The sequence below is a fragment of the Ruminococcus sp. genome (genome assembly GCF_019423705.1).
GTDB lineage: Bacteria > Bacillota > Clostridia > Oscillospirales > Ruminococcaceae > Hominimerdicola.
Map to the genome: position 1 here is coordinate 53,973 of NZ_JAHZAX010000012.1, position 12,449 is coordinate 66,421.

7 protein-coding genes and 1 pseudogene are annotated in these 12,449 nt (G+C 45.2%); all 8 read right to left on the reverse strand.

Annotated elements, in window-relative coordinates; translation table 11 throughout:
- Window positions 1–309: 309 nt before the first annotated feature.
- Window positions 310–4,050: a X2-like carbohydrate binding domain-containing protein gene (locus QZ371_RS10295; RefSeq protein ID WP_295212210.1), complete on the reverse strand. Its 3,741-nt coding sequence runs from the start codon at window positions 4,048–4,050 to the stop codon at window positions 310–312.
- A gap of 469 nt (window positions 4,051–4,519) precedes the next feature.
- On the reverse strand, window positions 4,520–4,723 hold the full coding sequence (locus tag QZ371_RS10300; protein ID WP_295212216.1) for a hypothetical protein: 204 nt from the start codon (window positions 4,721–4,723) through the stop codon (window positions 4,520–4,522).
- A 4-nt stretch (window positions 4,724–4,727) separates the two neighbouring features.
- A complete protein-coding gene (locus QZ371_RS10305) occupies window positions 4,728–6,719 on the reverse strand; it encodes an ABC transporter permease (protein ID WP_295212227.1) in 1,992 nt (663 codons plus the stop codon).
- Window positions 6,712–7,479 (reverse strand): ABC transporter ATP-binding protein, encoded by a 768-nt coding sequence (locus QZ371_RS10310; protein WP_295212237.1) that lies wholly within the window; start codon window positions 7,477–7,479, stop codon window positions 6,712–6,714. The genes QZ371_RS10305 and QZ371_RS10310 overlap by 8 nt, the downstream gene beginning before the upstream one ends.
- Window positions 7,480–7,595: 116 nt before the next feature.
- Complete coding sequence (locus tag QZ371_RS10315; RefSeq protein ID WP_295212245.1) at window positions 7,596–8,636, reverse strand: sensor histidine kinase; 1,041 nt, start codon at window positions 8,634–8,636, stop codon at window positions 7,596–7,598.
- A gap of 5 nt (window positions 8,637–8,641) precedes the next feature.
- Window positions 8,642–9,313, reverse strand: a complete 672-nt coding sequence (locus QZ371_RS10320; protein ID WP_295212249.1) for a response regulator transcription factor — start codon at window positions 9,311–9,313, stop codon at window positions 8,642–8,644.
- 123 nt (window positions 9,314–9,436) lie between these two features.
- Window positions 9,437–9,589, reverse strand: coding sequence for a hypothetical protein (locus QZ371_RS10325; RefSeq protein WP_295212254.1), 153 nt, complete (start codon window positions 9,587–9,589; stop codon window positions 9,437–9,439).
- Window positions 9,590–9,601: 12 nt separating this feature from the next.
- Window positions 9,602–12,449, reverse strand: a pseudogene (locus QZ371_RS10330) (hypothetical protein); the annotation flags it as partial.

A 12,449-nucleotide genomic window follows, 5' to 3' on the forward strand; every position in this document is an offset into this window, starting at 1 on the left:
GGATATCACATATATATTTGTCTATACGCTATATATAGTATAATATAAAGTCTCGCAAATACCATATGTGAAATAATATTCGTCAGATATAGTATCATATGCAAAGAATAGAGCCATTTCGGTAGGGGCGAACAGCGTTCGCCCGTTTATGTCACCAAAGAAAAAAGACAGAAAGCTGTTACGCTCTCTGTCTTTTCCTGCAAGTGATTGCACAAAGGTATTTAAGGCACCACCGCACAAGGCACGCAATCTGCTTTCGTATCTTACGCACAATCCTTGTGCGGTGGCGCCTTAATGGATAAAGCAAAATTATTTAGAAGGTGTGCAATAGCATACCGAGTAAACTGTAATGCTGCCGTTTCTTGCTGCTGCGTGGAGCTGGTCGAGCTTGTCAAGACCTGCGCCCAATGCCTTTATGCAGTCTGCATAGGTGAACTTTGCATAGTAATGGCCGTTTGCGCTGCCTGTTTCGCTTGGCTGAACTCTTGCCCAGCTCTCGCCACCTGACCAGCTCTGGAGGATAAGCTCAAGCTCGTTCTCTGCGCCCGAATACTCAACATAGAAATAGCCCTTTGTTGAGAGATTTGAAACGTCAAAGCTGCCGTAATTTCTTGAAGTCATAACTGAAACCGCCTGACCCCAAGAACCGCAGGACTTTGCACCCCAGAATATAGATACGAACGGATCCTGCTCCGGCTGGTCTGGATCGACCGGGTCAACAGGGTCTACCGGATCTACCGGCTCTGTCGACTTTTCAACGATGTATTTAACGCTGAGAACTTCGATGTCGCCGTTAGCTGCGCCAACGTGGAAGCGGTCGATCTTTGAGAAATCTGTTGTACCGAATGCTGCCGCAACGTCGTCATAGCTGTATTCTGCGTATACAACGCCGTCCTTTTCCGTTACCTCTGTCGGGGAAACTCTTGCCCAGCCTGCGCCGCCTGACCAGCTCTGAAGAATGACCTCAGCCTTGTCTGAGCCGCCCTTGAACTGAACTTCAAAATAGCCGTCCTTTTCGATAACGGAGCTGTCAAAGCTGCCGCCTTCCTTTGTTGTGGAAAGTGTGATAGCCTGACCCCAGCCAGATGTCTTTGCCGAGCCTGTGAAGATAACAGTTTCCTTCTTGTCGCTCACTTCGCCTGTTGCAGGGATAACTTCTGTCTTGAGGACCTTGCCGCAAGTTGTACACTCTGTATGCTTTGAGCCGTTTTCTGTTGCTGTGGCTGCCTTGCCGATTATCCAAGCGCTTTCGCTGTGGCCTGTTGCAGGGATAGTCTCTGTGTACTTCTCGCCGCAGGAGCAAGTGTATACTCTTTCGCCGTCAGCTTCGCAAGTCGCAGTCTTTGTTGATGTGAGAGTGTAGCTGTGGGTGTGCGATGACTTAACGTTCTTGACTGTGAGCGCAAAAGTATCTGTGCTGCCGTCTGAGAATGTGTATGTAAGCGTGTAATTGCCGTTTGCAAGGGCCTTGAGCCAGCTTTCATTGAGCATAATCTGACTGCCGTTTGTGGAATAATCAGAACCGCCAGCGAGCTTCTTGCCGTTTACTGTGATAGAATCAACGCTCTTGCCATAAAGCACAAGGTCTGTTCTCACGCCGCTTGGAGCGTCAGCGTCAAATGTGCCAGACTTTGTGGAAAGATGTGGCTTCTCAGTCTGTCCGTCCTCATAGAAAACAACATCGTCGATATAAACTGTTCCTGTTGTCGAGGAATCGCCACCCATATAGAATGAGAACTGATCAAGCTTTGATGTATCAAGCGTTCCGCCCGACTGCCAGCTTGGTGCCTTGAAGTCTGAGAATGGTATCTTGATAGTCTTTCCACCTGTAAAGTCAAGTGCGATCTGTGCTTCAAAGTAATTGTCGTTTGCGTCTCTAAGCTGAACTGTAAGGCTGTTGCCTGTGCCGTCGCCCTCTACCCAAAGCTCTACGCCTGCGAATTGGGAAGCGTTTCTAACTGCGATCGGGTGATTTAATCCGCAGTAGCCGTTCGGCGAGCCGATATCATATCCGAAAGCAAGCGCCTTTGAGCCGTTCTTTGTAACGAGTGAAAGTGAAACTTCGTTGCCGCTTGTGTTTCTTGAATATGCCGACCAAAGTGCCTTATCGTCCGAATAGTTCTCAAATGTGTCAAGCTCGTCAAGGCCTGTGGTATCGGAAACATTTATTGTAAGCTCTCTGTCCTCGCCCTCATAGAAATCGAATGTGAGAGTCGCTGTGCCTGCTGAAAGGGTCTTGAGATATGCGCTCTTGAGGGTTACTGTATCGCCCGAAACTGTGTAATCTGTGCCCTCTGAAAGTGCCTTGCCGTCGCAGATAATGCCTCTGAACTCGCTTGTCTTGCGGTCGATAGTGATATCAACATCGCTGCACTTCTTAGGATTTACGTCAACTGAGATTATCTCAGGGGAGATAACAGGCTTCGGGATAGAGCTGTCGCTGACTGTAAGATTGAACTTAGGCTGATTGCCGCCCGTTGTGAGTATCTTGCAGGAATACTTTGCAAGCTCCTGCTTTTTGAGGTAGGAAGCCTTGATAGTTACAGTATTTCCGCTTATGGTGTAATCGCTTGATGAAAGCTTTGTGCCGCCGACTTCAACGCCGCTTATGCTGCCCTCTTTCATCGAAACGTTTATAACAACGTCCTCAGACTTGCTTCTGTCAAAGCTGTATGTAGATCTGTCAGTAGTGTTGACAATATTCTTCTTTTCCATTTTGGCAGCAGCGTTCATCATAAGAGTTCTTGTGCTGTCTGTCTTTTCAATGTTCTCAGGGCCATAAACTGTGTAGCCGTCATAGTCCTGATAAAGCGTTCCGTCATCGAGATAGGAAGCTATCATCCAGTAATTGAAGCCCTGATATTCGATACCGTCGTAATAATCGCCTGTCACGATATCGAGCCAATCTGAATAAGCGGCGTCACGCTTTGTCTTGTCGGTAAGGCCGAACTCTTCAAAGATAACAGGCTTATCGGCGGAAGCTGTGGTCTGTGCGTGGCGCTTTATCCACTCTAGGTCGTCGTCGCCGAGGTCGAAGCCCCATTGGTCAACGTACATATGCGGTGTACCAAAGTCGACTGTGTCGATAGTCATAAGCTTGTTGAAGTCAACGCCATAATAGCCCGAATATGCTGCTGAAGGCAAATTCTGCTTTGCAGCTTCTTGATAGCCAAGATTATAGAAGCCCTCATCGCCGACAGACACCATATGATATGGGTCGATAGACTTTACATATGCTGACATTTCCTTTGCCCAGTTGTAAAGGATATCGTCCTTGCAGAACTCGTCGACAGTACATCTTGGCTCGTTTGAAAGCTCCCAAGAGAAAACGGCTTCTGAGTCCATAAGCTTTTCGCCTGTGTAGTAATTCGTATGATTGAGCAGGGTCTTGATATAGTCCTTATACCAGCCCTTGATAGTCTCGTTGGTGTAGAAATCGCAGGTGTCCTTTTCGTCAACTTTGCTGCTGCCAACGCTCTTGCCCTGTGACATCTGATACCACTTTACATACTGACCCATTCCGCCGAATGCTTCCCAGTAATTTGTGAAAGTTATAACGAGCTTCATATTGTGGTCTTCCGCCTGCTTGATGACGTAATCAAGGTGTCTGAGACCGTCCTCGCCCTCGTTCACAACAGGCTTGCCTGCTTCATCGTCCCAATACTGGAAGTAAACGCCGTCCTTTTCACCTGTGCCGTCGTTATTGCCCTCGAAAACCTCGTGACCCGACTGTGAATCGGTCTTGCCCGTTTTCTTACCAACGTCAAGGTTGCCCCAAATTCTTATTACCTTAAGACCCATATCGGAAGCGTCGTCGAAAACGTTCTTGACCTCGCTCTTTGACTTATAGGTCAAATAATAGCAGTTTGTGCCGCCGTAATAATATGGGCTTCCGTTGCACATAAACTTTGAGCCGTCGGCATAAACAAAGCCCTCCGGATGGGCTGCCGCATATTCCGCATATGCGTTGATATCTGCGAAAGGCACAATGCTTACAGCCATTGCCGCAGCCGCCAGCGCCGCAGAAAATCTTCTCATTACTCCTGTCATAACCATACTCCTCTTCATCATATTAGCTAATTTCTACTTAAATTAGCCTACTATTTTATTGCAGATTTACTTTATCACAAACTTAAATTAATGTCAATCTTCTAAAACGTTTAAGTTTGCAAATTTTAAAAAATCAATGTTTTTAACAAACTCAGATATGTATTCTTAGTGCATTATGCTATAAGCAACCCTCATTTTTTATTATTTTTGTCTGTTATTGTTAAGAATTGCATTTGTTAAAATCGTTTACATTTTATATTCAGATTAAACGTTTTAGTAAAACAAATTAATAAATGCTGTTCGTCCTCAAAAAAGCGCCTAAACAGGCGGCAAAATGCGACAATGTTTTTAAGCGCCTGAACAGCCGTTTATCAATTTCGTAAACTTGTAATAACCAGATCAAGATAAAAAAATACAGGCGGCGCATACCACTTTTGATGATATGCGCCGCCTATAAATTAAAACAACTTTATGGCCTTTCGATAAATTTTATCAGTTTGTCCGCCGACTTTATCACAACATAGAGGGGTATTGCAAAGACTATCACGGGGATAGCAAGCACCGCCGTAACAACGCCGCTGACCCCCATTACCGCTGAGGAAAGCTTTTTTCTGCGGCGCTTTTGCCTAAGCTTAATATCGTCGGACATATTCTCATTTGTTTCATTTGCCATAGCGTTATCTCTTCACGATCTTGTAATAGACCTTTGCGGTAAGACCGTAGACGATAGCGTAGACCGCCGCAAACGCTAGGAAGCTTACAATGGTGCATTTGAGATAAAGCTGCTGGTTGAGAAGTCCCATAAGCTTAAGGATATTCGTTATCATCGGCAGGGCGAATACAACGTGCAGACCTGCTGTGATAAGGGGCAGGAAGAACACCGTCAAGATCTGAGAATGGATAGTGCTCTTGACCTCGCTGTGGGTCATTCCAACCTTCTGCATAATGTCAAAGCGCTGCTTGTCGTCATAGCCCTCTGATATCTGCTTATAGTAGATTATGAGTATCGCCGCCATTGTGAAGAGTATTCCAAGGAAAATGCCAAGGAAGAACAGTCCGCCGAAATCTGAGCTGAGTTCGTCATTGAGCGTTGCACGGCACTGAACATAGCCGCTGAAATCATCATTTGCGATAACGTCAGAAAGCTTTTCAGCCACCGCCTGCTGCTTATCGACGTCAAGCTTTGTATCATAACCCACAAATCTGGTTATTAGGGAATATGCTTCGGGATAGGCTTCTCTATTCTGCTTGTCGATATTGTAAAAAGCGTCGCTGTCGGAAAGGATTATATAGTCCGTGCCGTCGTCCTCGCTGAGGATAAGCTTTGAACCGTCTTTCAGCCTGCCCTTGACAGCATAATTTTCGCCGTTGAGCTCAACTGTCTTGTCAAAAGCCTTGTCGTCACCGTACAAATATATCTGTCCCTTTTCGAGAGTAAGCTCACTGTTTGTGATCTTGTTGTAATCCTCAAGGGTCATAAAATAAAGCTGGAATATCTCCGGTGATTCGGCTGCCAGCGTGGAATTAAAGCCAAATATCAATCCGTTATTGTCGTCTTTTAATGCCGCAACTGAGAGGTAATTGTATGTGTCTATGTTCTCCGCAGTAGGGTCATTTTCTTTTATGCAGTTTTCAAGCTTTTCTGTAATGCCGTCAAAGTCAGATGGCTCCTGAGCCTCACTGTTGCAGGCATAAGCCTGAAAATCATATGGGCAGCGCTGGTTCACGATATCGCCGACGCCCATAACAAGTGCGCTTGTTGAGGATATCATAACGAGCACCATTGTGGAAAGTATACAAATGTTGCCAAGACCGACGGCATTCTGCTTCATTCGGTACATCATTCCCGAAATGCTGATGAAATGCTTTGTCTTGTAATAATATCTCTTGTTCTTTTTCAGAAGCTTCAAAAGGGCAATGCTGCCTGCGATGAAGATAAGATATGTTCCCACGATAACAAGTATCACCGCAATGAAAAACATTGTGAGCGCCTCGACAGGGTTCTTTATGGTCACAGCCATATAATAGCCTGCGCCAAGGCAACAAGCGCCGAGGAGCGCAAGCACCCATTTTGCCTTTGGCTCTTTTTCGCCAACTGAACCGCCTCGCAGAAGCTCGATAGGCTTTGAGAAAGTCACCTGTCTCAGCGATTCAAGAAAGATGAAAAGGAATATTGCTCCGAAAAGCAGTAGTGTATTTGCGAAAGCACTTGCTTGAAAATGGAACTGCGGCACATCTGTTGCGCCCACCATTTTCGTCACCATAAGGAACATAAGCTTGTTGAGCAGCAGACCGAAAAGCATTCCCCCTGCCATCGTTATGCCGTAAACATACAGCGTTTCAAGGAATATCACCTTTGCGATATGCTTTTTCTCCATACCGAGGATATTCCAAAGTCCGATCTCTTTTTTACGTCTTTTCATAAGAAAGCTGTTCGTATAGAAAAGAAAGATCGCTGCGAATATTGCGGTGACGTATGTGCCAAGGCTCATAGCCTCAATGACCGAGGTCGAGCCCTTGACGTTTGAAAGGTCGCTGTTATTGGCAAGAGAATTGATGATGAAAAACATTGCCGCCGTGATAACGCTTGTGATTATAAACGGCACATAGCTTTTTGCGTTCTTGCGGATATTTCCTGCGGCAAGTCTTAGATAAAGCTTGTTATTCATCGCTCTCACCGCCTGTTGCAAGCAGGGTCAGGGTATCGGAGATTTTCTGATACATCTGCTCGTTGGTGCGCTGTCCACGGTATATCTGGTGGAAAACTTCGCCGTCCTTGATGAAAAGCACTCTGCCTGCGTGGCTTGCGGCCTTTGTGGAATGTGTCACCATAAGAATTGTCTGACCGCTCTTGTTGATATCCGAAAAAACTTTCAGCAGGCTGTCGGTGGACTTTGAATCGAGAGCGCCTGTTGGTTCGTCCGCAAGGATAAGCTTTGGCTTCATAATAAGCGCTCTTGCAACAGCGGCACGCTGTTTCTGTCCGCCGCTGACCTCATATGGATACTTTTTCAGCAGCTCCGTGATACCGAGCAGCTTTGCGATAGGCACCAGCCTTTCGTGCATTTCGTTATAGCTTGCGCCGGAAAGCACCATTGGCAGATAGATATTATCTTCAAGGGTAAAATTATCAAGCAGGTTAAAGTCCTGAAAAACGAAGCCGAGATTGTTTCGTCTGAACGATGAAAGCTCTCTGTCCTTTATCTTTGACATTTCCGTGCCCTGGAGCTTGACCTCGCCGTTTGTGGGCTTATCAAGTGCCGCAAGGATATTGAGCAGCGTTGTCTTGCCCGAACCCGATTCGCCCATTATCGCAACGTATTCCCCCTGTTCAACGGAAAAATTAACGTTCGTGAGCGCCATTACCTTGTTTGTTCCCAGCCTTGATGTATAAATTTTCTCAAGGCTTTTTACCTCTAATATAGTCATATGAATGTCTCCTCTCTTCTGCTGTAACTATATTCTAACATAAAACAAGGCTGTCCGAAATCTCATCGTGTGACATTTTGGGCTTCTATGTGACATTTTTGTAAGGTCGTGAAATATCACTCCACCTCCAACTTATCCCTATGCAGATCGACAAAGAAGGTGCTTCCCTGCCCTGTTTCCGACTGCGCCCATATTTTATGCCCCAGCATTTGCGCCGACTTTTTGCATAGATAAAGCCCCAACCCTGTGGACTTTGAATTTTCTCTGCCGTTATATCCTGTGAAGCCCTTTTCAAATATCCTCGGGATATCCTCGCTTGCAATGCCTATGCCTGTGTCTTTTATCGCCAGCACCTCGCCGCTGACGGATATCTCAACGCTGCCGCTTTCTGTATATTTCACCGCATTTGAAAGCAGCTGCTCGATGATGAATGCAAGCCACTTTTCGTCCGACAGCACTTTCACCTCCGTGCCGCTGTATTTTAGCACAAGCTTGCGGCGGATAAACTGTGCCGCATACCGCCTTATGGACTTTCTTATAACGCTGTCAAGGTCAAGATCTTTTATCACAAGGTCTCTCGAATCGCTGTCAAGGCGCACATAGCTCAACGCCATTTCCGCATACTGCTCAACTCTGAAAAGCTCCGCCGAAAGCTCTCTGTGCTCGTCAGTGTCCTCACGCTGAAGTATCATCTGCATAACAGAAATAGGCGTTTTTATCTGATGTACCCAAGTGGTGTAATAGTCCAAGGCCTCGCTGCGCTCAGTCTGATAGGCGGTAATACTGTCACGATTTATGGCACAGAGCTTTTCTATCATCGCAATATACTCTGCCTCAACAGGGCTTTTCGCCTCAGGAAAATCCTCCGCCGTAATGCTGATATTATCGTATATCTGCGCAAGCTTGCGGTATTTTAGCGCAAAGTTCACAAAGCCTATGGCAAGCACAACTGCGCCGATGGCTGCGCAAATGCCGAAAGCGTAAAGCACAGCCTCGGTGTTTTCATTGTAAAGATAAAGCACCGCCCCGAACACCGCCGCAAAAACTATGAGCATTATAGCAAAGCTGCGATATTGTGCAAGATACCCCTTTACAAGACCTGCTGCCGATCGCTTATTTCTATCGTATGCGCTGTTTTCATTCGTATTTTTCATCATATACCCTACTCCAAAATATATCCCACGCCGACCTTTGTGGTGATAAAGCCGCTGAGACCAATGCTTTCAAGCTTTTTTCTCAGCCTTGTGACATTGACTGTCAGCGTGTTTTCCTCAACATAGCAATCTATCTGCCAAAGCTTTGTCATAAGGGTCTCACGGCTTACGACCTTGCCTTTGTTTTCCATAAGGGTCTGCAATATCTTGAAGTCATTTTTTGTCAGTTGCAAGCTCTGCCCGTTGTAAACAAGGGACATATCATTGAGGTTGAGCACAGCACCCTTGTGCTCCAGCACGGGTATCTTACCCGACATATCGTAAACACGTCTCAGCACGGCGCCTATTTTCGCCGTCATAACGCCAAGGTCGATAGGCTTTGGGATAAAATCATCGCCGCCCATATTCATCGCCATAACGATGTTCATATTGTCCGACGCCGAGGAGATAAATATGACGGGCACGTTTGATATCCTGCGTATCTCACTGCACCAATGGTAGCCATTGAAAAACGGCAGCATAATATCCACCAGCACCAAATGTGGGTCGCACTCGATGAACTCTTCCGTCACACGCTGGAAATTCTTCACGCAAACGGCTTCATATCCCCACACCTCAAGCTGCTGTTTTATTGCCGCCGACAGACCGCTGTCATCCTCGATTATCATAATTTTGTACATTTTTCTGTCCTTCCTTTTGCATATGTTGCATCACATCAATATTGATTATATCTTGAAATCCCACCTTTGTCAACGAAAAAGGCGAAGAGCATTTGCCCTCCGCCTTTGATTTTGTGGTTATTATCACCAAATAGTGTCCTCTCTGCTAATTTCATCGCTGTGATTCTCAATTTCAGTATTTTCCGTGTTATTTTCACCATTACCACTTTCCGTAATAATATCCTGCGATATAAACTTCACTATTTCAATATCGGGTTCAATGTACTTTGCTTTCATAGACCTATCTCCTTAACTAGCCATTTTCTTTTCAACATACTTAACGGCAGCAGAATACACGTCTCCAAGTGCCGCAGATACATCTTTTATATTCTGTGAATGTTTGCTGCTTCCAAGTACAGTATAGCAGAATGAAAGTGCGCCATATTCAAGTGTTGCTTTTTCGTTGTTATACTTGACCTCAAACGTGAATTTATCACCAAGGTTAGGAAATTCAATTCCGTCAACTGTCAGCAGATAATGGCCGTTCTTCATAGTCGGCTTTACTTCATCGCCTTTAACTCTGAACGTAACATTGTCAACATTAACGCCGTCTGCGAGGTCAACATAAACATTCACCTTCGTTTTGGATTCAAGTGAAAGATAAGCCGACACAAATGTGCAAACTTTCTTGTTTGAGCTGATCGTGAACTTGTGATCAGCAATACTGTTCGTCGTTGTAGACAGCGCCTTATCATCATCGCTAAGATCGCTGTTCGCAAGATCATCAGTCTTGTACTCAAAATACGTCTGCGAATTTGCGCCGTAATTGAGCATTGCCTTTGCAAGGGCTATGCTTTCATCGTTGTAATCGCCTTTCTTATTTGCGATGATACTTTCAGCATATTCCTTTACAGAATAAGTGTATTCCTCGCCTGCCTTTTCGCCGAAAAACAGCTGAGCCATTACGATATCGGACATTTCCTTTGCCGCAAGCTCGCAAGTGAATACATAGTATGTTTTGCCCTCGTTCGTTTTTCTTAGCGCATCTGAAATGCTGACCTTTCTTGTCTCGCCGTCCTTGAGAGTGAAGAGCATATAGGTCTCATCACTTGAAGCGATAACATCAGAAAGTTCCATAAAGAAGTTCAATCCGATAGCGCTGTCAAGGCTGACTGTTGCGCCTGCAAGTTTTTCAATAAGCTTTTTGCAATAGTCGCACGAGCCGTCATTATTGCTGTCTGTATGATCGGCGTAAATGGTCTGCTCACCCTCGTTATTGAATGACAATGTGAACTCGCCCGGTGCGTCCTTGCAGCCGCTATATTCTTTAGTCGCATAAACAGTTTTGCCTGTGAAGTTCGGGCGATCCTGCTCGTCAAGCGTCTGCTTCCAAAGGTCTGCTTTATCGCCGTAGAAATTGAGGTAATATGCGACTTCGCCGCTTGTGAACTCTTCGTCGGTCTTACTTGCGCCATCGAGATCATTAAATTTGTCGCCATTTTCTGCACAACCCTCAAGATAGTAACAATTATCAATATCCCCCATGCCATATCCACTTATGAAGCTAACATGGAGTAAATAAACATTGTCGTCATCATAAATACCACCGCTCACATTGCCGATATTATAACAGCTTTTTACAACAGCATCGTTTGTGCCAGTAATGCCGCCCACACAATCTACTTGAGGTTCGGTGCCAAAAGCTTTGACACAACCGCTGTTGTAGCAGTTATTTACAACAATGTCATTTCTATTTAACTTGTCAGCATTACCAGCTATGCCGCCTACATACCCTTTACCGCTTACAGAGCCTGTATTGTAGCAGGTCTCTATGCTTGATCTAGTCCAGCCTGCAATACCGCCAACATTGCTTTTACTAGCAGTTATATCGCCGGAATTGTAACAGTCTTTGACGATACTGCTGTCAGAATTTCCGATAATACCGCCGATATTCTTAGTTCCGCTGACTTTTCCTGTATTGTAACTTGCGTATATATTAGTTACTGAATCGCCACAGATACCGCCGACAGATGAATCCCCACTTACGACACCAGCATTATAACAATCAGAGATGCTGCCTTTGATATAATAATCAGACACATATCCGCAAATACCGCCTACACCGCTTGAACCAATTACCGTACTTTTACTGAAACAGCCGCTTATAATTGGCCGATCTGCAAAAGCTGTAATAGCACCTGCGTACCCGTTTCCTTTGAAATACGAATCAATAACACCAACATCGATAACTTTACCTGAATCAATGCCGCCAAAAAGTCCGACTTTCTCGGAATCACCAACGCAATAAAGTCCGCTGATAGTGTGTTTCATACCATTGAAAGTGCCAAAATAGTTGTTGACTATGCCTTCTGGATCCTCATCACTTTCTAGGGTATTACCGCCTATTGGCGTCCATTTTCTGAATGAGCCTGTTTCAGATACAAGGTTGCCATCATTATCAAGAACGCCCATGTTTACAACTATATCTGCTGTCAAAATAGCATTTCTGGTCTTATATCCTTGATTAACGAAATCCGCAAACCAATAAAGCTGACCTGCATTTGATATCTCATATGCGCTGTCATTTATTCCGTCGCCGTCAACGTCGTACTTATCCGTTGTCAGCTTAGCAGGCTCATAACCTTTACAGCCCTTACAGAAGCCGTTTATGTAATTATGCTTCGCAACGATATCATCTTGTGAGTTACTATATGCCTCGACAGGGGTATCAGATTTATCGCAGTTGCTATATTTACGGACTACGTAGACCCTATCTCCGCTGATTATGGGATAATTTTCTGTTGCCAAATTCTGACCCCATACAGAGCCACTGTAAGTTACGGCATCTTCACCTTCACCTACTGTACAGCCCTGTGACAGGAGATACGCAACTTCACCGCTTGCAAATTGTGCGGCGGTTTTGCCGCCATCTTCATCTTCTGTGTCTGCGAGGTAATAGCAATTTGTGACTGGGCCAAAATTGTATCCACATATATCGCTTATATCAGTACTTGAGCTAGTAGCAGTAACAGTTCCTATGTTATAACAGTTTGAAATTGGTGCAGTACTACAACCACACACACCACCTACAGAAGCTACTTGGCCGGTAGCGGTAACAGTTCCTGTGTTATAACAGTTTGTGACTGTGCCACTATTG

Coding starts and splice junctions, on each gene's coding strand:
- QZ371_RS10295 (WP_295212210.1), bottom strand. CDS start 4,050: ATGACAGGAGTAATGAGAAGATTTTCTGCGGCGCTGGCGGCTGCGGCA.
- QZ371_RS10300 (WP_295212216.1), bottom strand. CDS start 4,723: ATGGCAAATGAAACAAATGAGAATATGTCCGACGATATTAAGCTTAGG.
- QZ371_RS10305 (WP_295212227.1), bottom strand. CDS start 6,719: ATGAATAACAAGCTTTATCTAAGACTTGCCGCAGGAAATATCCGCAAG.
- QZ371_RS10310 (WP_295212237.1), bottom strand. CDS start 7,479: ATGACTATATTAGAGGTAAAAAGCCTTGAGAAAATTTATACATCAAGG.
- QZ371_RS10315 (WP_295212245.1), bottom strand. CDS start 8,636: ATGATGAAAAATACGAATGAAAACAGCGCATACGATAGAAATAAGCGA.
- QZ371_RS10320 (WP_295212249.1), bottom strand. CDS start 9,313: ATGTACAAAATTATGATAATCGAGGATGACAGCGGTCTGTCGGCGGCA.
- QZ371_RS10325 (WP_295212254.1), bottom strand. CDS start 9,589: ATGAAAGCAAAGTACATTGAACCCGATATTGAAATAGTGAAGTTTATA.